23 protein-coding genes are annotated in these 22370 nt (G+C 64.8%); 21 read left to right on the plus strand and 2 right to left on the minus strand.

Annotation, left to right across the window (positions count from 1 at the left end):
- The first annotated feature begins 56 nt into the window (after window positions 1-56).
- On the plus strand, window positions 57-944 hold the full coding sequence (gene galU / locus DYI37_RS03800; RefSeq protein ID WP_116681897.1) for a UTP--glucose-1-phosphate uridylyltransferase GalU: 888 nt from the start codon (window positions 57-59) through the stop codon (window positions 942-944).
- Between the two features lie 82 nt (window positions 945-1026).
- On the opposite strand, the gene DYI37_RS03805 is transcribed toward galU, so the two are convergent.
- Both DYI37_RS03805 and DYI37_RS03810 read right to left on the minus strand, forming a co-directional pair.
- Window positions 1027-2868: an outer membrane beta-barrel protein gene (locus DYI37_RS03805; RefSeq protein ID WP_116681898.1), complete on the minus strand. Its 1842-nt coding sequence runs from the start codon at window positions 2866-2868 to the stop codon at window positions 1027-1029.
- A 209-nt stretch (window positions 2869-3077) separates the two neighbouring features.
- Window positions 3078-3494 (minus strand): acyl-CoA thioesterase, encoded by a 417-nt coding sequence (locus tag DYI37_RS03810; protein ID WP_245413766.1) that lies wholly within the window; start codon window positions 3492-3494, stop codon window positions 3078-3080.
- Between the two features lie 640 nt (window positions 3495-4134).
- Between DYI37_RS03810 and DYI37_RS03815 the strand changes: the two genes are divergently transcribed.
- From DYI37_RS03815 to DYI37_RS03905, 20 genes are all read left to right on the plus strand, one after another.
- Window positions 4135-5175 (plus strand): helix-turn-helix domain-containing protein, encoded by a 1041-nt coding sequence (locus DYI37_RS03815; protein WP_116681899.1) that lies wholly within the window; start codon window positions 4135-4137, stop codon window positions 5173-5175.
- A 403-nt stretch (window positions 5176-5578) separates the two neighbouring features.
- Window positions 5579-6223 (plus strand): hypothetical protein, encoded by a 645-nt coding sequence (locus DYI37_RS03820; RefSeq protein ID WP_147307869.1) that lies wholly within the window; start codon window positions 5579-5581, stop codon window positions 6221-6223.
- Window positions 6224-6701: 478 nt separating this feature from the next.
- Window positions 6702-7397: a thermonuclease family protein gene (locus DYI37_RS03825; protein ID WP_116681901.1), complete on the plus strand. Its 696-nt coding sequence runs from the start codon at window positions 6702-6704 to the stop codon at window positions 7395-7397.
- A gap of 203 nt (window positions 7398-7600) precedes the next feature.
- On the plus strand, window positions 7601-7840 hold the full coding sequence (locus DYI37_RS03830) for a hypothetical protein (protein WP_116681902.1): 240 nt from the start codon (window positions 7601-7603) through the stop codon (window positions 7838-7840).
- A gap of 147 nt (window positions 7841-7987) precedes the next feature.
- Window positions 7988-8239 (plus strand): hypothetical protein, encoded by a 252-nt coding sequence (locus tag DYI37_RS03835; protein ID WP_116681903.1) that lies wholly within the window; start codon window positions 7988-7990, stop codon window positions 8237-8239.
- Between the two features lie 112 nt (window positions 8240-8351).
- The gene (locus DYI37_RS19890) at window positions 8352-8516 is read left to right on the plus strand and encodes a hypothetical protein (protein WP_158555074.1); all 165 of its coding nucleotides are present in this window, start codon (window positions 8352-8354) and stop codon (window positions 8514-8516) included.
- Window positions 8509-9222 (plus strand): terminase small subunit, encoded by a 714-nt coding sequence (locus DYI37_RS03840; RefSeq protein WP_116681904.1) that lies wholly within the window; start codon window positions 8509-8511, stop codon window positions 9220-9222. Before DYI37_RS19890 ends, DYI37_RS03840 begins: the two co-directional genes overlap by 8 nt.
- 2 nt (window positions 9223-9224) lie before the next feature.
- Window positions 9225-9971 carry a terminase large subunit domain-containing protein gene (locus DYI37_RS03845; RefSeq protein WP_116681905.1) on the plus strand — a complete coding sequence of 249 codons (747 nt, stop codon included), beginning with the start codon at window positions 9225-9227 and terminating at the stop codon, window positions 9969-9971.
- Between the two features lie 8 nt (window positions 9972-9979).
- Complete coding sequence (locus DYI37_RS03850) at window positions 9980-10723, plus strand: phage terminase large subunit family protein (protein ID WP_116681906.1); 744 nt, start codon at window positions 9980-9982, stop codon at window positions 10721-10723.
- Window positions 10723-12981, plus strand: a complete 2259-nt coding sequence (locus tag DYI37_RS03855) for a hypothetical protein (protein WP_116681907.1) — start codon at window positions 10723-10725, stop codon at window positions 12979-12981. Before DYI37_RS03850 ends, DYI37_RS03855 begins: the two co-directional genes overlap by 1 nt.
- A gap of 124 nt (window positions 12982-13105) precedes the next feature.
- A complete protein-coding gene (locus tag DYI37_RS03860; RefSeq protein ID WP_116681908.1) occupies window positions 13106-13303 on the plus strand; it encodes a hypothetical protein in 198 nt (65 codons plus the stop codon).
- Window positions 13293-13496, plus strand: a complete 204-nt coding sequence (locus DYI37_RS03865; protein WP_116681909.1) for a hypothetical protein — start codon at window positions 13293-13295, stop codon at window positions 13494-13496. Before DYI37_RS03860 ends, DYI37_RS03865 begins: the two co-directional genes overlap by 11 nt.
- Window positions 13497-13585: 89 nt before the next feature.
- Complete coding sequence (locus tag DYI37_RS03870) at window positions 13586-14599, plus strand: hypothetical protein (RefSeq protein WP_116681910.1); 1014 nt, start codon at window positions 13586-13588, stop codon at window positions 14597-14599.
- 55 nt (window positions 14600-14654) lie between these two features.
- The gene (locus tag DYI37_RS03875) at window positions 14655-15650 is read left to right on the plus strand and encodes a N4-gp56 family major capsid protein (protein ID WP_116681911.1); all 996 of its coding nucleotides are present in this window, start codon (window positions 14655-14657) and stop codon (window positions 15648-15650) included.
- A 145-nt stretch (window positions 15651-15795) separates the two neighbouring features.
- Window positions 15796-16263 carry a hypothetical protein gene (locus tag DYI37_RS03880; RefSeq protein ID WP_116681912.1) on the plus strand — a complete coding sequence of 156 codons (468 nt, stop codon included), beginning with the start codon at window positions 15796-15798 and terminating at the stop codon, window positions 16261-16263.
- Window positions 16264-16267: 4 nt separating this feature from the next.
- Entirely contained in the window at window positions 16268-16957 is a 690-nt protein-coding gene (locus tag DYI37_RS03885; RefSeq protein WP_116681913.1) for a phage adaptor protein, read from the plus strand.
- The gene (locus DYI37_RS03890) at window positions 16957-18843 is read left to right on the plus strand and encodes a hypothetical protein (protein WP_116681914.1); all 1887 of its coding nucleotides are present in this window, start codon (window positions 16957-16959) and stop codon (window positions 18841-18843) included. Before DYI37_RS03885 ends, DYI37_RS03890 begins: the two co-directional genes overlap by 1 nt.
- Before the next feature lie 89 nt (window positions 18844-18932).
- Window positions 18933-21491, plus strand: coding sequence for a hypothetical protein (locus tag DYI37_RS03895; RefSeq protein WP_210209327.1), 2559 nt, complete (start codon window positions 18933-18935; stop codon window positions 21489-21491).
- A complete protein-coding gene (locus DYI37_RS03900; RefSeq protein ID WP_147307871.1) occupies window positions 21488-21904 on the plus strand; it encodes a hypothetical protein in 417 nt (138 codons plus the stop codon). The genes DYI37_RS03895 and DYI37_RS03900 overlap by 4 nt, the downstream gene beginning before the upstream one ends.
- A complete protein-coding gene (locus tag DYI37_RS03905; protein ID WP_116681917.1) occupies window positions 21904-22365 on the plus strand; it encodes an H-type lectin domain-containing protein in 462 nt (153 codons plus the stop codon). The genes DYI37_RS03900 and DYI37_RS03905 overlap by 1 nt, the downstream gene beginning before the upstream one ends.
- Window positions 22366-22370 lie beyond the last annotated feature (5 nt).

Consider the following 22370-nt stretch of genomic DNA (forward strand, 5'->3'; position numbering starts at 1 on the left):
CGCGAAAAGACTATTCTTGAACCCGACCTGTGCCACCGCCATCCGGAGTTCGATCGATGAAGCGCGTCCGCAAAGCCGTATTTCCCGTCGCAGGGCTTGGAACGCGGTTCCTGCCGGCCACCAAGTCGATCCCGAAGGAGATGCTGACCGTCGTCGACCGGCCCATCATCCAGTATGTGGTCGACGAGGCCCGCGAGGCCGGCATCGAGCACATGATCTTCGTGACGGGGCGCTCGAAGGAGGTCATCGAGGACTATTTCGACATCCAGATGGAGCTTGCGACGAGCCTTGCCGAGAAGGGCAAGACGGACCGGCTGAAGATCCTCAACGACCTCCAGCCCGCACCCGGCACCACGAGCTTCACGCGCCAGCAGGCGCCGCTCGGCCTCGGCCATGCCGTGTGGTGCGCCCGCGAGCTCGTCGGCGACGAGCCCTTCGCGCTGCTCCTTCCCGACATGATCATGCAGGCCGAGAAGGGCTGCCTCGCCTCGATGATGGATCTCTACAGCGAGACCGGCGGCAACGTTCTCTCGGTCGAGGAATGCGATCCGAGCGAGACCGACAAATACGGCATCGTCGGCAAGGGCGAGGACGTCGGCGCCGGGTTCAAGATCACCGGCATGGTGGAAAAGCCCGATCCGAAGGACGCGCCATCGAACTTCTATCTTTCGGGCCGCTACATTCTCCAGCCGGAGATCTTCAAGATTCTCGAGCGCACGGAGCGCGGCGCCGGCAACGAGATCCAGTTGACGGACGGCATGCAGACCCTGTTCCAGGAGCAGAGCTTCGCGGCTCATCCCTTCAAGGGCCGGACCTTCGACTGCGGCTCGCCGGAAGGCTTCATCGAAGCCAATATCGCCTTCGCTCTCTGGCGCTCCGATATCCGCGAGAAGGTCATCGACGACATTCACCGCCTCCTGCACGAGGTTCAGCCGCGAGACTGAACCGGGCCGAAACACAAGGGCCCGCGGGATTTGCCGTCCGGCCTCCGGTCCGTGATGCGAGAGGCGTCGGCGCGACGAGGCGTCAGCGCCTCATTCGCACGCCGAGGCTGACGGTGTTGGCGCTCCAGTCGTTCTCGTCGAGGGCCTCGTAGCGACGTTCGTATTCGTAGAGGCCGACGAGGGAGAGGGACCGGTTGATCCAGTAGGTGAAGCCGGCTTCGGCGGCGAGACCGAACGGATCCGATCCCTGGAAGCTTACGGCCGGCAGATCGTCGGCGGTCTCGACGATCGCCCTTACCGAGCCGTTGAGATCGAGATGGTTGTTGACGGCGTGGAGAAGGGCGATCGACGTCTCGTAGTCGATGCTCGACCCGCCGCCTGCCTCGGGCGAGAACGCGGTGCGGGCGGCGAGGACGATATCCGTGCCGCGACGGGGCGACCATGTCAGGTTCGCGTCGATCGTCGGGGCGCTGCTCGTCTCGCCGCTCTCGGGAGCGTTCCAGGCATAGCCGAGCCCGACCTCGCCGCGAAGCTTCTGCGCGATGTCGACGGCGAGCCCCGTGCGGATCGAGGAGATCGTCGCATCGCCGCCGATCCGGTTCTCGTCGTCGAAGATGCGTTTGCCGAGGCTGCCTTCCACGAAGGGAGACAGGGCCGGCGACAGGTCGTAGCCGGCGCGCAGGTTCGCGGTCGCCGTCGTATAGCTGAGATCGGGAATGCCGGGCGCATTGCTGAGATAATGTTCGCGCGCGAGCGTCGCCCCGCCGGTCAATGTGCCGAGGCCGAACTCGTGGCTGATCTCGCCGCCGAGCGAACTGGTGAGGATTTCCGGCCGGGTCGCCCCGCCGACATCGACGACGGGATCGAGTTCGTTTTCCCGCCGATAGCTAAGGGCGCCGCGCAGCGTCGCGCTGGTGAGTGCGCCGAGGTCGAGATCGATCCGGCCGTCGACGGCGGCTTCCGGATCGTCCTTCTCGCGCCCTGCGAAATTGCGCCGATAGGTCAGGCGCGCGTTGAGTTCCGCTCCGTGACGCGCCCAGTCGGTGAGCGCGCGCATCTCGAGGCTCGTCTCGGAGAATGCGCCGCCCTTGCCGCCGGCTTCCCGCTCGAGATTGGAGGAGAGGCCGAGCCGCTGGGTGAGTTCCGGATAGATCAGCACGCTTCCGGCCCTGAGCCCCACGGGCGCGAAGGGATCGGCTTCGGCCGGGCGCACGATCCGCTCGATCGCCTGGGCCGGACTGACCGTGCGCAGAAGCGAATCGACCGGCAGCGCTTCGCCCGAAATTCCGGGCAGGAGAGGCGCGTTCGCGAAGGTCTGGGCACGGGGGTTCTGTCTTGCGGCAGGTCCCGCCGCATCGCCGGGGAGGGGCGCGACAGCCCCTGTCGCCAGCGGATCGCGGCCGCCCGGGAGGCTTTGGCTGGCCTCCACGGTGCGAGGCTCGGCTTCGCCCGCCTGCTCCGGGGATGCGGGGTCCGAAGCGCTCGCCGTCGGTGCCCGGTTCGGGGCGGGCTGCGAGGAAGGACCGGCGAAGATGTCGAAGCCGGTTGCGGCGCTTTCGTCCTCGCGATCGGCGCCGTCGTCCTCCTCGTTCGCCTCCGCGTCCGTCTCGATGGGCGAGCGGGCAGTGGTTGCGAGACCGCCGTCGCGGATATCGCGATCGCCGATCTCGCCGGATGCGAGCGATCCGGTTCGTCCGAAGGGCGCGAGGGCATCTCCCGAGGTCGCGTTCAGCCGCAGGTCGTCTGTGAGGGACGGGCGCTCGGTCAGAGGCCGGTCGTCGGTCAGGCGATCCTGGCCGATGGGCGATCGGGGCGCGTCCTGTCCATGGACCGGCGCTCCGGCAAGAAGCGCGCCGCCGAGAACGGTCGCTGCGAGCAGGGAGCGCGGCAGGATCGGACCGGAGGAAGGACGGTAAGCGGCCATGGCTCGCGCGGATCTCTGCGGGCTGGAATGACGGGGACCGGCCGGGCGCGTGCCGCAGCCATGAACCGAAGATGAAGATCCATGGTTAAGAAAAGATTACTGCCGCTCTTCCGTTCGTCATCCTGGCCTAAGTCCGCCATGGCTGGCCCGGCCGGCGGACCTGCCTGGACACACCTCTTCGCCCGGGAGGGAGCCTTCGCTCAGGCGTCCTAGACCGCAGCCGGCGGCAGCGACATCTTGCGGCCATCGTCGTCGATGGCGACCATGACGAAGATGCCTTCGGTCACCTTGGTCTCCTTGCGGGAGGTCCGGCTCTGGGTCCACGCCTCGATGGACAGGGTCATCGAGGTGTTCCCGACCTTTTCGAGGGATGTGTAGACGCAGAGCGTATCGCCGATCTTCACCGGCTTCTTGAAGGTGAGCGTCTGGATGGCGATGGTCGCGACGCGGCCCCGGGCGCGCTCGGCCGCGCGAATGCCGGCGGCCATGTCCATGTGGGCGACCACCCAACCGCCGAAGATGTCGCCATTGGCGTTCGCATCGCCGGGCATTGCGGGAATGCGAACGGTGAGTTCGCCCTGCGGCATGGTGTCGGTCCGGTCCATCGTGATGCTCCCCTGCGTCATGGTTCCCAATTCGTTTCATCCGATGGACGGCGCGGGAAGGCAAGACCGGACCATGCGTGTCCGCGCCGTCGGCCCTGAGGCTTCGCACGGGGTGCCCCGTCGGGCGCCCTCCTGCCTTCTGCCGAAGATTGCGACTGCGTGGGGTCTGTCGCGGGGTGACCTGGATGGAAAGCGGAAGCGGAGCGAGCGAAGAGCAGAACGGTTGCGCCGGCCCGGGCATCATACCCGAACCGACGCTTCCGAAACTGTCGCCGCGACCGTGGGGTGTTGAACGGCCGCGGCGGCTTCACCGGGTCGGACATTCCGGACGATGCCGGAGGGGCCGACCCGAATCGGCTCTCGATAAGGAGCGTGGGGCGTTGCGCCTTACTCGCCGTTCCTTAACGCCTGGGCGGGCGAAGGCTTTATCCCTGCCGTCCGAAGGAATCGGCTATTTCTTGACCGTTCGTCTGGACACGGACTTGTGATAATGCAGGCATCGCACTGGCACCCTGTCCGTCAGAATTGAATCACGGATGCGCGGGGGGCGGCGTCCCAAGGGATCGCATCCTGCGGTCGCAAACTTCTCTCCCTGCCTATATCACGGACATGTCGGGCGGGCGTTTGGGCGTGATTCGCCGCGTATTGGGTAGGGCAGGGAATGGAGAGCGTTGAACAGCCGGCCGTCGAAGTGTCCCGTTTCACGACGGAGGACGTGACGGGAGAGGAGAAGTTCGCCCTCTGGCAGAGCAGCATCTCCGTGATCTTCGATGTCGAGCGGGACGAGCGGCAGGCCTCCTCTCCCTTCGAGGCCCGGTTGGAATCGGCCCATATCGGCACCAGCCTGATCGGACGGTGCGTGGCCGGTTCGCAAATCTTCAGGCGATCGCCGAAGAAGATCATCGAAGACGGTGCCGATCATCTCATGCTGCAGTTCTTCGATCGCGGCGGCAGCGAGGCCATGGGCGGCGGGATGAAGGCGAGGGCCGGCGATATCCTCATCCTCGACCTCGCCGAACCCATCGAGAACGTCAATGCGGATTTCGCCAACTATTCCCTGGTTCTGCCGCGCTCCGCATTCGAAGCCGACATCGCCCGCCTCGACGAGCAGCATATGCGCGTCGTCGCCGGCGACCAGCCGCTCGCCGAATTCTTCCGGGGCGCCGTCCAGTCCGTGCATGCAATGCGCCATCGCATGTCGATCGAAGACGCGCAGACCATGGGTGCGACGGTCGCGCAGCTTGGGAAATCGCTGATCACCAGCCTGTCGGGCCATTCGGAGGCGCCCCGGCACCTGCGTCGTCAGTCCGCGCTGTTCGCCATCCGCCGGTATATCGACGACAGGCTCATGGACCCGTCTCTCGGGCCCGACCAGATCATGGCGGCCTTCGACATCTCGCGCTCGAGCCTCTACGCGCTCTTCGAGCCGCTCGGCGGCGTTCGCACCTATGTGCGACAGCGCCGGCTCCAACGAAGCCTGCGGGATCTTCTGTCGACGCAGACCGGCAAGGTCCGGATCTCGGAAATCGGCTGGAAGTGGGGTTTTTCGAGCGAGAGCGACTATTCCCGCGCATTCCGCCGACAGTTCGGCTTCAGTCCGCGCGATGCCCGCGAAGCCTTCCGCACCTCGTCGGGATCTGCCGCTTCGACAGGCGTCTACGGCGATCGCGACTACGAGAAATGGCTCCGCTCCATCGCCTAAGCAGGACCCTGCCGAGGCCGACGACGATTCGCTCGTTCATGCGGAAGGTGATGGAGATCAAAGAAGAAATGGTCGGAGTGGCAAGATTCGAACTTGCGACCCCCTCGTCCCGAACGAGAGTATTCCTGTAATCGGGGTGCAATTTCGGCACTGTTCACAGGGATTGCGGGTGTTTCGAGGGCCGTTCAGACCATCTCAACGACACAGATAACACCCCGAATTGACCCCGTCATTGATCAAGGTAGGGGACGACAGAGCTTCGCTGAAAACGACGCCCTGGACCCCGTAAAAGGCCGTTTACAGCCGTCTGAAAAATTAAACCTTGCTGACGATGGAACCTTCGGGCTTATGGTGCTTCGGGATTAGCCGTGTGGTCGAGACACACAGCCAGACTGTGGGGAAAATGTCAGCAGCAGGACGCCGGCCGATCGCCGGGGTGGAGAGGACGCCGAGCGGCGCGATCTCGAGGTCGAAGACCAACATCGCGAAACGCGCCGAGCAGCTTCGGCGCGAGCAACGAGACGCAGAGCGGCGCGAAGTCCGGCTCGGTCTCACACTCCAGGGCAGAACGCAGGCGGCACGCCAACGGGTCTACGGACTGTCCGCAGCCCAGGCCGCAAGTCCGCACGCCTCGACGATCGAGGGGCGGATGCACCTCAAGGGCAAGATCACCCGTATCGAGCTCCTCGCCCTCGAACATTACGCCCGCGTCGTTGCGCGCTTCTCCCGCGTCTCCGAAGCGCCTCAGCCCAAGAGCCAGAGCGCCCTCGGCGCGATGATCGCCTCCGAGCCGCGGCGGATTACCGCCGGGCCATCAGGCGCAGCCACCGCCCTTGCGACCGACCGCTTCGACAAGGCGCAGGACGTTCTTCGCCTCGCCGGCCAGATGGACGGGACGACCGCGACATGGGCCGTCGGCCGCGTCATCCGCGATCAGGTCGAGATCCTGCCCCGGCATCTTCCGGCGTTCCTGGCTGGGGTGAAGGCTCTCGTCGCTCACTTCGGCGTCGGACCGGATCCCGATCGCGACCATGTCGTGGCAGCATGATGGGGCGGGCGCAGTCGCAGACGGTGGCACCGGCTCGGGAACCCCTGCACGGGCCTCGACTGGTGGTTTCGCCGGTCGAGGCGTCCGTCTCCGTCATTCGCGCGGCCGAGCGGGAAGGCATCGCTCTTGCGACCGCCGAGCACATCCGGGTGACAGCTGGTTGTTGAAGAAACCTGAGGTGGCGCCGTACTATCGGCGTTGCTCGATCAACAGGCGCACCCTTTGCCCTTCTGGCAGTTCTTGTTTCGCGAAATGCAGCTGTCCCCACAGGGCTTGCCCTTGCTGCACCGCTTGCAGCAGCTCTGCGCATAGTCCGGGCGTGGTGTCATCTGTTCGATGACGGGCTTGCGTCCGAGATCTCGAAGGTCTTGGACCGTAGGCGCCGGCGTGAGGCTAATCGCGAGTGCAACCAACAGCAATTTCATGGCAATCCTCCCTCTGTGCCGATACGGTTGCATGCACGTCTTAGGGAGTCGATATGCTACTTTCAGGAAAGCCGTTTGCCGGCATAATCGCGGCATTATTGCTCATGTCGACGGCTCCAGCGGCTGCTCAAATCGCAGGGGCCGCAACGGTCGTTGATGGCGACACGATCGGCGTTACCGGCACGGATGCGCGGATCAGGCTCTACGGGATCGATGCACCCGAAAGCGGCCAAACGTGCGACGATGCCAGCGGCCGGCGATATCTCTGCGGTACGCGATCGGCCGACGCGCTGGCCGCGATCATCGGCCGGAACGGTCGGGTCCAATGCTTCGAAGAGGATCGCGATCGCTATGGCCGGATCGTTGCCGAATGCGTCACGTCTGGAAACGTAGTGCTGAACGCTGAGCTCGTCCGCCAAGGCTGGGCAGTCGAATACGACCAATACAGCGACGGACGTTACGACCAGGAAGAGGCCGAGGCTCGAGCCGCGCGTCGCGGGATCTGGCAGGGTCAGTTCGTCGAGCCGTCGAAGTGGCGCCGCGGCGATCGGCTAAAGAGCGAGCGCGTCGCCGCCGGCCAGCCGGAAGGATGCCCGATCAAAGGGAACATCTCGTCGAATGGCCGCATCTACCACATGCCCGGTCAACAGAACTACGGCCGGACGAAGATCGACGAGGCGGATGGCGAACGCTGGTTCTGTTCGGAAGCCGAGGCGAAGGCGGCTGGTTGGCGACCCGCGCGGCGATAGGCACAGCCCAACAGTAAGCGGAGACAGGCGATGGGTGGTTACGACAAGTCCCCGGACTATGGCGGTCCCGAGCCGACCTGGCGAACGGTCGTGGGCCTGATCGTCGTGTTCCTCGTTTGTGGCGCCTTCGGTTTCTGGTTCCTGTAGGCAGACGGCTTCGGCCCTGCTATCTCGTTCCATCGGTCGGAACGAAAGAGGAACAAGTGGCCAAACGAACGGCGCAGCGCTTCATCATCGAGCGTGACCTCGATCCTGGCGATCTACGCGAGGAGCACATCGCAGAGTTCACCGATCTGCGCTGGGCGCGCCGCTTCTGGGCGGCGATCGTCTGGTATGAGATCGGCACTCGGCTCATCCTGCGGCACGGCGGGCGCATCATGGCCCGGCACCCGCCCGAGCAAGGGCGAGAGCTCCACCAGGACGATACGGGGCGTCCGCTCTGATCACCGACAAGGTGCCACTTGAGCGATCTCCGGAGCTGGGCTATAGCTGCGCACACAAACAGAGCGTACCCGCCTCCTGGGACGCAGCCTGACAGTTTGACCGACCCGACCCGCCCCACGAAGGCGGGTTTTTTGTTGAGGTGCCCCATGTCCGATACGGATAAAGGGGCGCCAGCCCCGCTCTCCATCATCCCGGCGCCGACGGCCACGCCGCCCGCGCACGCCCGCAACATGCAGGCCGACGACACGGCCGGCACGGACGTCACCATCAAGCGCTCGGTCCTCTTCGACCTGATCGAGCGGGTGAAGGTTCTGACGCCCTGCGACCGCAACCCCGAGCGGTTTCACACCCGGAAGGACGAGCTCGTCGCGGATCTGTTCGAGATCGCGACCGCATGATCCCGTTCCACGCCCTGCCTCCGCTCTTCCTGGCTCTCGCCCTCGGGCTGGCGGTACCTCACGCGATCGGGCAGGTATCGGCCTCGCCCTCGTCGATCGTTGGCGTCCGCTGATGGCGTTCCTCTGCATCCAGTGCGGATCGCGGGAGAACATCACCATCCTCGAGGCGAGCCACACGCCGACGGCCATCCGCCACCGCCTCCGCTGCCGGTGCGGCAAGGTCTGGAAGCGCATCAACATCCGCGACGAGAGCGAACAGCAGCCGCGCGATGACTGACAAGCTCACGCCCAAGCAGGCCCGTTTCGTCGAGGAATACCTCGTCGACCTCAACGCGACCCAAGCTTCGATCCGCGCCGGGTACAGCGACAAGACGGCCTACTCGATCGGGCACGAGCTCTTGGGCAAGCCGGAGATCCAGGCGGCCATCGCCGCGGCGCAGACCGCGCGATCGGAGCGCACGGAGATCACGGCCGACATGGTGCTTCAGCATTGGTGGGCCATCGCCACGGCCGAGGCCAATGAGCTTTCCCAGCTTCGCCGCGTCAACTGCCGGCATTGCTGGGGCGAGAACCACGGATACCAGTGGCGCGAGGGCGAATACCAGATCGCGTGTGACGAGGCGGTGAAGGCCGAGAAGGCGCTGCCAGACGAGGCCGGTGGCTTCGGCTTCGACCCGACCAGGCCGGCGCACCCCGACTGTCCCGAATGCGCGGGCGAGGGCGAGGAGGCGGTGTTCTTCGCCGACACCCGCAAGCTCACCGGCGCGGCCCGCAAGCTCTATGCCGGCGTGAAGAAGACGAAGGACGGGCTCGAACTCAAAACGCGCGACCAAGACAAGGCGATGGAACTCGTCGCCCGCCATCTCGGCATGTTCGTCGACAAGAGCGAGGTCGAGGTCAAGCACGCCTATTCCGAGCTTTCCGACGACGAGCTCGCAGCAGAGATCGATCGCCTGCAGGCACAGAACACGCCGAAGGGGTGACGATGTCCGATCGCGAGGCACGCGAACGGCTCGCCCTCCTGTTGGCCGAGAAGAAGAAGCGGCACGAACAGCGCAAGTTCTTCCGGATGTTCCCCGACGAGGACACGATCCAGATCGACGGATCGACCACCTTCGCAAGGGAGAAATACCCGAAGCACCTGGAGTTCTTCTCCTTGGGCGCGACCCACTCGGAACGGTGCTTCATGGCAGCGAACCGCGTCGGCAAGACGGTCGGCGGGGCGTTCGAGACGACGGTGCATCTGACCGGCCGTTATCCGCACTGGTGGAAGGGCAAGCGTTTCGAGAACCCCGTCCGCTGGTGGGCCGCCGGCAAGACCAACGAGACGAGCCGCGACATCGTCCAGAAAGAGCTGCTCGGCGAGGTCGTGCCGGTCGGCAAGGGGCGCAAGGGCTTCTCGGGCGCCGGGATGATCCCCGGGCAGGACATCGGCGCGGTCACGTGGAAACAGGGCGTCCAGGACTTCGCGGACGTCATCAAGATCAAGCACGTCTCGGGCGGATGGTCCTCGCTCGGAATGAAGAGCTTCCAACAGGGCCGTGGATCGTTCGAGGGCACGGCGCAGCACGGGATCTGGCTCGACGAGGAATGCCCCCTCGACGTCTACGGCGAGTGCCTAATCCGCACCGCGACCACGGAGGGCATCGTGATCCTGACGTTCACGCCGCTCGAGGGTCTGTCCGAGACCGTGTTGCAGTTCATGCCAGCCGACATGCGGCCGGCCGAATAGGGGGTTCGATGCCTGAAATCTCCCCCTCCCGCTTCATGATCCAGGCCGGCTGGGACGACGTCCCGCACCTGACCGAGAAGACGAAGAAGGACCTTCTCAACTCCACCCCGCCGTTCCTGCGGGACGCGCGGTCCAAGGGCATCCCCTCGCTCGGCGCCGGCGCGATCTATCCGATCCAGCTCGAAGAGGTTTCGGTGAAGCCCTTCGCGATCCCGCGCCACTGGAAGAAGGGATACGCCCTCGACGTCGGCTGGAATCGAACCGCCGCGCTCTGGGGCGCGCAGAACCCGAACGACGGCGTGATCTACTGCTACGCCGAGCATTACCGGGGCCAGGCCGAGCCCGTCATCCACGCGACCGCGATCAAGGCGCGAGGCGCATGGATCAAGGGTGCGATCGACCCGGCATCCCGAGGCCGGTCCCAGAAGGACGGCGAGCAGCTTTTCGAGGCCTATGAGAACCAAGGCCTCAACCTCGTCCCGGCGCTCAACGGCGTCGAGAGCGGCCTCTACGTCTGCTGGGAAGGGCTTTCCCTCGGGCGGATCAAGATCTTCACCACGCTTCAGAACTTCGCCGCTGAATACCGCCTCTACCGGCGCGATGAGCACGGCAAGATCATCAAGAAGCACGACCACCTGATGGACACGTTCCGGTATCTGATCGTCAATTGGGATCAGATCGCCGCCGTCCAAGCTCCCGAGAGGTACGGCGACATGGGCTCCGGCATTTCCGACACGACGGCAGGCTACTGATGGACCGCTCCACGGCGCTCGCCGTCCAGAAGCCGGAGGTCAACCCGGTCACGCTGGGCGAGAGGCTCGCATCCGTCGTCGACAATCTCACGAAGGAAGTGAGAGACCGGATCGACAAGCGTCTGCCGCTCGAGCAACGCTGGCTCGACGATCTCGCGCAGTACCACGGCCGGTACGACGAGGCGACGGACAAGAGCCTTCGCGCCGCGGGCAAGTCGAAGCTGTTCGTGAACCTGACCCGGCCGAAGACGAACGCGATGTCCGCGCGCCTGATGGACCTCCTGTTCCCGACTGATGACCGGAATTGGGGCATTCAGCCCACGCCCGTGCCGCTCCTGATCGAAGACGCAGCCAATTCGGTGCGTGCCCTGCAGGAGATCGAAAAGCAGCTCAAGGCCGTGCAGGATCAGCAGGCGGAGGCCGCAACCGGGCCAAACGGTGCGCCGGCCGGGCAACCGGACCCGAAGCTGAAGGAGCTGCAGGACAAGGCTGCGTTTGCGAGCGAGAAGGCAAAGAGCCTGCGCGAGATCCTCGACGAGGCGACCAAGCGTTCCGAGGCGATGACGGCCGAGATCGACGATCAGCTTCGCGCTTCGAGCTACCACGCCGCGATGCGCGACATGATCGACGACGCCTGCAAGTACGGCACCGGCGTCTGCAAGGGGCCGATCACCGGCGACCGCGTCCGCAAGGGCTGGAAGAAGCAGAAGGACGGCGAGCGGGCCGGCGAATTTCAGATGATTGTCGAGGAGGAAGCTCCGACGCCATCGATGCGCTACGTCGACCTATGGCACTTCTTCCCCGATATGGACGCCCGCACGATCCAGGATGGCGAAGGCGACTTTGAGCGCCACCTCATGAACGAGAAGCAGCTTCGCAAGCTTTCCCGTCTCCCCGGCTTCGACAAGGATGCGATCCGCAGGCTTCTCAAGGCGAAGCCGAAGCAGGAGACGCCGTCGTTCGTGACGCAGATCCGCGACATCACCCAGCAGCTCAACGCCGTCGGGAAGCAGACCTATCACGTCTTCGAGTATTCGGGGCCGCTCTCGGCCGAGGACGTCCGCACGATCGCTCTCGCAAAGCAGGACGATGAGACGCTTGCCGACGTCGAGGACCTGGATCCGCTCGACGAGATCAACGTCGTCCTGTGGTTCTGCGACCGGGAAGTCCTGAAGATCGCGCCGTATCCGTTCGATTCCGGCGAGACGATCTATTCCGTCTTCAACCTCGAAAAGGACGAGGGCTCGCTGTTCGGCTACGGCATCCCGTACATCATGGCCGACCCGCAGCGTTCGCTGAACGCCGGTTGGCGCGCAATGCTCGACAATGCGGCAATCGCGTCCGGCCCGCAGTTCGTGATGGATCAGAACGTCATCGAGCCGGCGAACGGCGAGTGGAAGATCGAGCCGCGCAAGGTATGGCTCGCCAAGAAGGGCGTCCCGAAGGATCAGCTCCCGCTCACGGCCGTCAAGATCGACATGCACCAGGAGGAGCTTGCGAACATCATCGCGATCTCCAAGCAGTTCATCGACGACATGACGGCGATGCCCTCGATCGCGCAGGGCGAACAGGGCGCCACACCGCAGAAGACCGCGTTCGGCCAGGCGCTCCTGATGAACGCCGCCAACGTGACGTTCCGGCGCATCGTAAAGAACTTCGACGACGACGTGACCGTGCCGAACATCACCCGGTTCTACGACTGGAACATGCAGTTCTCACCGAAGGACGAGATCAAGGGCGATTACGGGGTCGATGCGCGAGGCTCGTCCGTCCTTCTCGTTCGAGAGATGCAGGCGCAAAACCTCATGGTGATCGCCACGCAGCTCGGCGGGCATCCAGTCTATGGCGCGATGCTGAAGAACCGCCCGCTCCTCAAGAAGCTGTTCCAGTCGATGATGGTCCCGGCGGACGAAGTGCTGCTGACGGAGGAGGAGATCGACGCAATCATGGCGAAGGCTTCCGAGCCGCCGTCGGACCCGGCTGCAGACGCGAAGGCCATCGAGATCGAGTTCAAGCGTGAAGAGTTGAGCGTCAAGGTCGAGCTGGCGAACATGGAAGCCGGAACCCGCGTGAGGGTCGCCGAGCTGAATCATGAGACCGCGATGATGACGCTCGCGGAGAAAATGAACATGCAGATGGATCAGCTTCGCGCGATGATGGCGAAATCCGAGAGGGAAATCGCCTCGAAGGAACGCATGTTCGCGGCCGAGGCCGCTATGACGGAACGCACAGGCCCGACGGGCGGAGGAAATTTCTGATGGAAGACGTGAGACCATTCCGGGATGATCCGGTGTTCGAGATCACCATGGACCGGCCGACGCCGCTCCGGACGTGGCTTCGCGCGTCGACGGCGATCATGGGCGCGCTCGCGGAGATTGTGCGATGAACGTGTCGATCCTCGCGGTCTTCATCGCCTTCTACCTGTCGGTCGTCGGCCTCGCTGGTACCTCAGGCTACTTCCTGTTCTCATCAGGTTGGGTCTGGTCGTCTGTTGCGGTCATGCTTTTCGGTGCGATCTTGGTCTATCGCGCCAGGCCGAAGTTCACGCACACTGTCACGGAAACCATCAGTGAGCGTTGATCCGACCAGCCCGACCTGGGGCGCCGTGAAGAAGCACGTCGAGACGAAGATCGGGGAATCGCGGGATCGTCTTGAGCTTGCGACCGCGCACGACGTGACGCAGTTCGAGCGCGGACGGGTTGCGGCCATGCGCGAGATCCTGGCGCTCGGTACGCCCACACCCCCGATCGTCGGCGACGCGCCGACCTACTGACCCACCCCTTATCAATCTTCCACGCCTGCACACGGCCCCGGCAATCCACCGGGGCCTTTTTCGTGCGCGCTGCCTGACAGGAGCCCACCATGACCGTCCAGGGACAAGAGCCGAACGCCGCCGTCGAACCGGAAGCCGTCGAACCGGAAGCCGTCGAGATCGACGACACCGATGCCCTGTGGGACGAGTTCGACGCCAGCGAGGGCCTGACTACGGCCGATCCGGACGCGGATGCAGCCGCCGACGGTTTCGGCGCGGACGCCGAAGATGATTTGCCGGCTGACGGTGATGGAGAGCCCCAGGCGACGGCCGACGAAGTCGGCGCCGTCGAACACACCGCGACCGCCGAGGCGGCGGTGCAGGATCTCGACTGGTCGGGCGTCCCCGAAACGCACCGCGCCGCATTCGAACAGATGAGGGCCGATAACGCGAAGCTCGCCCAGAAGGAGCGATCCGCGAACGGCCGGTACACCGCCACACAACGGCGGTACGACGAGCTTGTGAAGGCGGCACAGCCGCGTCAGCCAGCGTCGGGCGATCGACCGACACTGGAGACGTCTCTGGCCTCCCTCAAGGAAGACTATCCCGAGATCGCAGGGCCCCTACAGCAGGCGCTCGCAGCGGTGCAGGGAGACGTCGCAACGCTTGCCGAAGCAGAGGAAGGCCGCCGCAGCGCCGCCCAGACCGAGCTTTCGGAATTTCTCCAGACCGAGGCCGACGAGTTCAGCCAGCAGCATCCCGATTTCGAGGAGGTTGTGAGACAGGACGCAGGGCGCTTCACGGCATGGGTCGATGACCAGCCGAAAGCGGTCCGCGATGCCTTCGCCCGCAACGCCCAGACCATCGTCAATGCCGCCGAGGCCTCGAACGTCGCCAGCCTCTACAAGGCGTTTCTTGGAATGGGAGAGGCCGCTGCGGCCGCCGCGACCCAGACCGGTAAGCCTTCGCTCGATGCGCGGCGTCAACGCCAGCTCCAGTCCACCGCGAACCCCTCCCGCGCCTCTCGCCGGCCGGCCTCTTCGGGCATCCCCGAGGAAGGCGACCGCGACGAGATTTGGGATGCGTTCGAACGGGCGGAAGCCGCACAGGCGGCTGCGCGCTGACCGCATCGGCAGACCCGAACCCCTCCCTTTACTCTGATCCAGAAGGTTCAGATCAATGATTACGTCCAATCAGGCGGGCATCTCGCAGCGCACGAACGTCTATGCCGAACGGCAGATGCTCAAGCACGCGGAAGCCGTCGTCGTTCTCGAAAAGACCGGACCCCTCGTCCGGCCGATGCCGAAGAACAAGTCGCTGACGATCAAGTTTCGTCGTCCGATCCCGTTCGCCGAGGCAACCACCCCGCTGACCGAAGGCGTCACCCCCGGTGAACGCAACTTCGGCTACGAGGACGTCAGCGCGACGCTCTCGCAGTACGGCGACTGGTCCTCGATCACCGACGTCATCGAGGACACCCACGAGGACCCGGTCCTCAACGATCTCACCCTGATGCACGGCGAGAACATCGGCCGCACCAAGGAGGCGCTCAACTACGCCGTCCTGCGTGCCGGCACGAACGTCTTCTATGCCAACGGCGCCGCCCGCAACGTGGTGAACACCCCGATCTCTCTCGCCAAGCAGCGCGCCATCACCCGCACGCTGAAGGCGCAAAAGGCGCAGAAGGTCTCGAACATCCTCGACGCCTCGATCAAGATCGGCACCAAGCCGGTCGAGGCGGCGTACGTCGCCGTCGGTCACACGGATCTCGAAAGCGACATTCGTGGCCTGCCCGGCTTCATCCCTACGTCGGAATACGGCACGCGCACCCTGCTGTGCGAGCACGAGATCGGACGTGTGGAAGATGTTCGCTACATCCTGTCGCCCGACCTCGACCCGTTCATCAACGCCGGTGGTGCGAAGGGCAACATGGTCTCCCAGGGTGGGGCCAACGCGGACGTCTACCCGATCCTCTACTTCGGTCGCGAAGCCTGGGGCATCGTTCCGCTCAAGGGGCCCGGCGCCATCTCTCCGGTCATCATCCCGGTCGGCAAGGCGGAGAAGTCGGACCCACTCGCCCAGCGCGGCACCGTCGGCTGGAAGATGTGGCACGTCGCTCTCATCCTCAACCAGCTCTGGATGGCTCGTCTCGAGGTCGCGTCGAGCGAGCTCTAAGGCGCACAGGGTCCGTCAAACTCTCATCAAACTCGGCCGTCGCGGGATCTCTCGCGGCGGCCTTTCTGCACCGGCCTTCGATCTTTCTGCACCGATCGCCGGTGCAGAAAGGCGGAATGCCCCTCAACCATCAGGAAGCGAACCCATGACCGATACCACCAAGGTCAAGATGACCGATGCCACCGTCGCCCAGCTCATGATGCTCGCGACCCAGACCCTCGGCCTCGAAATCGAGGGCACCCCGACCAAGGCCCAGCTCAAGGCGAAGATCGCCGAAGCCGGCTTCTCCGAGACCGAATTCGAGGTCGAAGAGGAAGTGGAGCCGGTCGAGAACCCGACCGATGCCCAGATCGCCGAAATGGACGACGAACGTACCGTTCGCATCGTCATCCCGAAGCAGGAAGGCGTGCCGGGCGGTACGGACGCCGTTCCGATCGGTGTTAATGGTCGGGTTGCCCGCGTGATGCGCGGCATCGAAGTCGACGTCCCGGTGAAGTACGTCCGCGTCCTCGACAACGCGAAGAAGACCGTCTTCACGAAGGACGAGAACCAGAAGATCATCGGCAAGGAAGAGGTCCATATCTACCCCTTCTCGGTAATCCGGGCCTACTGATCCGATGCCGACGTTCCTCGACCTCGCGCGAAAAGTCGGCTCGGAGTCGGGGACCGTCGCCGGCTCGCAGATCACCACCGTCGAGAACACCAACGACCGGATCGGAAAGATCGTGCGGTGGACGAACGACGCCTACCGCCAGATCCAGAACGCCAACCGCGATTGGGGCTGGCTGCGCGACGTTCTTCTCGACGGGACGATCGTCGCCGGCAAGGCGCAGTACGATGCGCCATCTCTCGGCATCACCCGGTTTCGCGAATGGGAATGCACGGGCGACGATCGCGAAGACCGATTCCACCTGCTCGATCCCTCAACCGGTCAGGCATCGCGCCTCCGGTTCATGGACTATCGCGCGTATCTCTCGCTTCTCGGGACATCGCTCGGAGGGGATCGCCCCCATTCGTTCACAATCAGCCCGCGCGGCGCGATCATCCTTCATCCGCGCCCGACCCGCGCGTTCCTGTTTCGAGCGCCCTATCGGCTCGCTCCTCAGGAGCTGGTGAGTAATGCCGACGTGCCGGATATGCCGGCGCATCACCACGACGTCATCGTCGAAACGGCCCTTGTCCTGCTTGCCACGCACGACGAGGCCGCACCGACACTGGCACTCTACCAGCTCCGCCAGCTTCGCGGGTTCAGCCAGCTTGAGCGCGAGCAGTTGCCGGTCATTCGCGTGGCGGAAGGTTTCTGCTGATGGTGCTCCGTCCCTCATCCGTCTTGTTGAGGGGCGGGCTCGATCTCATCACCCCGGCCATGGCAATGCCGGCGGGACGGGCGATCGCCGCCATGAACTACGAGCCCGAGGCGCGGGGATATCGGCGCATCGGCGGATATGAGCGGTTCGACGGTCGGCCCTCTCCGTCTCTCGGCGCAAACGCCCAAGACATCGCCGCCCGTCGCGCGGCCATCAGAAAGGTGCCTGGCATCGGTCCGGTGCGCGGCGTCTATGTCTATGCCGGCGCACTCTACGCCTTCCGCGACAACGAGGACGGCCAGGGCGCGATGTGGCGCTCGACGATGACCGGATGGCGCCGGATCATGCCGGGCCACGTCATGCGTTTCACCGGCGGCTCCGTGGAGATCGTCGAGGGCAATGCACTCGTCGGCGAGACCTCGTCCGCGAGCGCGATCGTCCGGCGCGTCGTCGTCCAGTCCGGCGTCTGGGACGGCTCGGCGGCGGGCTACCTCGTCCTGTCCGATATCGTCGGGGAGTTCACGCAGGAAGCCGTGACGGACGTGCAGGGCGGGCGCGTGAACGCGCGGACGATCGAGCCGATCACCATCTCGCCCGGCGGCCGCTATGACCTGATGGCGCACAATTTCTACGGCGCGGCGCGGCGCCGTCGCCTCTACGGCGCGAACGGTGTCGGCAAGGCGTTCGAGTTCGACGGCGAGACCTATCACCCGATCGAGACGGGCAATCAGGCGGGCACGCTCGACGACGTCGTCGCGATCGTCACCCGGGCGAACGCCACGATCGTCTCACGCACCGGCGCGACCATCATCGCCCGCGGCGAATACGATCGCCCGGCCCATATCGGCCAATACAGCAACCACCTGTTCCTGACGTTCGACGCCGGCTCTCTGATGCACTCGGGCGTCGGCGAACCGCTCGACTTCCGGACCTCGTCCGGTGCCGGCGAGATCGGTTTCGGTACGGCCCCGACCGGGCTCCTCTCGTCGGTCTCGACGTCGCTCGTCATCTTCGGCCAGTCCCGCATCGAGTATCTGGTCGGCACGGATCAGGACACGTTCGAGATGCGGCCGATCTCGGACGCGGCCGGCGCGGCCCGCTGGTCGACCCAGCAGGGCGGCGAGACGCCGATCTACCTCGACGAGGGCGGCCTCCGGAAGCTGTCCACGACGGCCGCCTTCGGCGATTGGACGCTCGGCACGCTCTCCCAACTGGTCGAACCGCTGTTCCGCGCGAAACGTGATGCCGGCGTAGCCGTGGCCGCGTCCCTCGTCGCCAAGGCGAAGGACCAAGTCCGCCTGTTCTGGAACGACGGGTCCGGCATCATCCTCTACCTCGGCCGCGAAGCTCCGGAGATCATGCCGATCCGCTTCCCGACGCCGGTCTTCTCCGCGTGTTCGGGCGAGTTCCGCGAGGGCGAAGGCGAACGCATGTTCGTCGGATCGACCGACGGCTACGTCTACGAGCTCGACAAGGGCCCGTCCTTCGATGGCGCGTCCGTGCCGGCCTATGTGCGCCTCGCCTGGAACAGCGAACGCCAGCCGATGCTCGAGAAGCGGTTCCAGTCCGCCCGCATCGAGACGGACAGCCTTTCGCCGATGTCGATCGGGATCGCCTACGCGGTCGATTACAGCATGGGCGACAACCTTGCCGGCGAGCTGCGGTCCTACGCCATCCCGGCCGGGTCCTTGCTCTCCAACCCGGCCGATGCGCCCTATGGCAGCATCGACTGGACGGTCGCGATGTCCGGCGAAATCCACGCCGACGATCTGTCCGGCCTCGGGCGAAACATCGCCCTGACCATCGTGTCGGACCACACAACCGAAGATCCCCACACCCTCGCTGCGCTGACGATGTTCTACGCGGCGCGCCGCCAGCTTCGATAAGGGAGGTCATCATGGCGACCCAGCCTATTCACGACATGACCGATGTCTGGTCGAGCGCGTTCACGACGTTCACCGCCATCGGAATGAACGTGTCGGACGCGGCCTCGGCTGCGGACTCGCTGCTACTCAGCCTGCAGGTCGGGGGCGAGAACCGGGCCAAGATCTCGAAGAACGGCGATATGGTCCTCGCCGGCGGCATGGCGCTCGGCACGGATCTCGCGATCGAGCATGGCGGAACTGGCGCGTCCACCACAGAGGGCGCGCGCGCCGCTCTCGGCGTTGGCCGCGTGACCGCTGGCGCCGGCCTCTTGGCCGATGGCGCCGTGAACGTCGATCGGACGATCGCGACGGACTGGTCGACGCTCAATGCTGCGGCCGGGACGTTCGACGACAACGACGAGCTGAACCTCCGCAAGAGCGGAAGCCAGTGGCGCTTCCGGCTCTGGCAGCTTCGCGACTGGCTGGATAACTTCTTTCAACAACGGGTCAGCAGTGTTGAAGGTCTCGAAGTCAATGCAGATGGGGCGGGCGATCGTCCTGCCTATATCGATCTCCACGCTGCAGACGGCAGCGGCGATTACAGCGCACGGCTGGGCCGAGGACCAGGCGCAAACGGCAACTTGCAGCTCGCACAGCTTGGCACCGGCACGGTCAACGTCGACGGTGGCAGCCATTTTCTTCGCAACGGTCAGGTCATCTGGGATGCCGGCAATACCGGTCCGGGCTTGGCATCGAAGGATGGATATCTCGTCACCGACTGGTCGTCGCTGAATGGCGCGTCGGGCACCTTCGAGGAGGGCGATCTCCTCAACCTGCGCAAGTCCGGCACCCAATGGCGTTTCAGCCTCGGGCAGTTGCGGGACTGGATGGCGGGAGCTTTCAGCCGTCTCGTCGTGAAGACGGGAACCAATCCGGACAGCAACAGTCAGCCCGCAGGAACTTGGGCGGCCATCATCTACAACGCGATCAACGCGGCCGGCAGAAACGGCCTGCTGATCAAGAATAACTGGCGCGGCGTCGGCTCGACGGTTCTGGAAGCCGGCAGCGATCTCGTCGGCGGGGACTTTCTCTCGTTCTTCAAGATCCGAGGTGATGGACTCGTCGGCATCGGCACGCAGGAGCCCCAACAGAGGCTCGACGTCAACGGTAACATCCGGGCGGGCGGCGGTGCGGTCTATTTCGGGAACGCTCGTGTCCTGTCCGATCCGGTCGAGAACGGCTGGATGGATATCACGCTCCAAGGGACGGGCGTTATCCAGGTCAACGGCGGCCAGGATCTGCGGCGTGATGGCAACCGCATCTGGCACGCCGGCAATGGTGGCCCTGGGTCTGGCCTCAGTGCCGACGATACCGATGGCTTCCATGCGGCCTTGGGCGCAACGCCGTCCACCTTGGCGGTTCGCGACGGCGCCGGCGATATCAACGTCCGTCTGGTGCGGACCGAATTCCCCGCCGATGACTCCACGGGCGCGCACTTCTTCCTGACGCAGAACGGAACTGGAGCCGGCGCCGACAACTATGCTCGCCCGACATCTGTGGGCGTCGTGAAGGCCCGCCTCGGCATCAATGACAAGGTGAACAGGGGCGGCGACGAAATGACCGGGATGCTCAGTGTTCCGGGTCTGAAGATCACGAACCCTTATGGCAGTACCAACGGCCTTTTCTCCGGAAATGGCGATTTCGCGAGCTACAGCGTCTTCAACATGAAGCTTTCCGGATGGTGGGGCATGGGGATGGAGACCTATGATGGCTCCATCAATGGCTTCTACGACTTCCGTGCAGGCCGCTGGGACACGAAAGCGGCACCCCGCGTCAATGGCGTGGACGTCTGGTATCCCGGCAATGGCGGACCGGGGTCGGGCATGGATTCCGACTTCATCGACGGCTACCATGCCCGCACGGGAAATGTCGCCGACACGGCCGCCGTCCGAGACGTCTTCGGCGATATCGCCGTGCGCCTCCTGCGCACCGAATACGGCGACGATGGCAGTGCGTCTTGCGGCTTCTTCCTGACCCAGAACGCGACCGGCCTCGGGACTGACAATTACGCTCGCCCGACGCCCAAGGCGAAGGTCAAGCAGGCTCTTGCGATCGACCGCGTCACGAACAAGTCCGAGACGGAGCTGGCGCAGTCGGGGCCGATCGCGGACGCGCTGGCCGGGAAGGCGCCGACTGCTCACGGACATCCCGTCGTGCAGATCACCGACTCGGGAGAAACGGGCCGCGCGCTCGTACAGGCTGCAAATCCCCAAGCCGCGCGCAGCATCCTCGGACTGGCCGTCCCGCAGACCTACAGCTCATCGCGCGCCGAGCAGCCCGTCGGCCCGGCGCCAGAACCTCTCGCCTTCGTCGATTTCACCGCGACCGGGTCCACCATGGTCGCGACGGGTTTCGTCCAACTAAGCGCCGGAGGTGCGATCTTTGGCTACTGCAAAGTGGTCTTCCAGAACCTCGATAACGGGCAGGTTTTCGGAGGCGGCGTCGAGATGCCGACGATCATCAACGCCAACGATTTCAAGACGCTGACGTCGACGGAAATGTTCACCGGCCTCGGGATCGGCACACGATATCGCGTTCAAGTCTTCGCCCGCACCAACGATGGCTTCGCCACCGCAAGCTCGAGCTTCATCAGGGTTCTCACCGCATGACAATGATCCATCAGCTTCTAACGGATGATGCCGACCTGATCGTTCAGGCCATGACGAGCAATATGAACGTCGAGGGGTTCACGGAGGTCTCCGAAGAACTCTTCGACAAGGCATCCGGTCTCGTCGGGCGGGCGCGCCTCGTAGGCGATCAGGTCATCGAGATTCCGTCCGATCCGCCATCCCTGCCGGCACCGACCACGCGCCGGTACGACGTCTTCGAGCGTTGCACGACCGACGAGGCATCGCTGATCTCGTTGGCGATCTCGAACTCGGATGTGCGGACGATGGAGTTGATCGGCGCAACGATGCGCTTCGTTCACGGCAGCGAGGTCTATCTCGCGCTCCGCACCATCATCGTCGATACGCTCGGAGCCGAACGCGCCGACGAAATCCTCGCCCCCTCGGACGACTGATGGCCCCGCGTCTTCCCCTCCTCGACACCCTGACGGGCAAGGAGCTGGTTCGCGTCGGCAGCGAGGGAAAACCCGCCCTCACATCGGTCGATGCGATCGGCCAAGCGGCGGACAGAAGCTTTGCCGCCGAGATCGCCCAGATCCGCGCCGATATCGCGAGCCTTCGGGCCGGGCAATTCCAGTCCGAACGCATCACCGGATCGGTGGTCACGGCCGGCACGGCCGTCACGGTCAACTTCGCCAAGCCCTTCGCGGCGCCGCCAGCGGTCATCCCCGTACCGGGCTGGTCGGGCGACCAATTTGTTGAGGCGACCGCGACCGAAATCACCGCGACCGGGGCGAAGATCATCGTGAAGCGATCACGCGGCACGCTGGTCCTTTCGGCCGGTCCCTTTGAAAACGCGCCTGCCGGCACCGCCTTTGTGGTGGTGGCGCTGGGTCTCCCCAAACTGACACCCTGAAAGGC

The organism is Fulvimarina endophytica, assembly GCF_003403015.1.
In the GTDB taxonomy this organism is placed as follows: Bacteria; Pseudomonadota; Alphaproteobacteria; order Rhizobiales; family Rhizobiaceae; genus Fulvimarina; species Fulvimarina endophytica.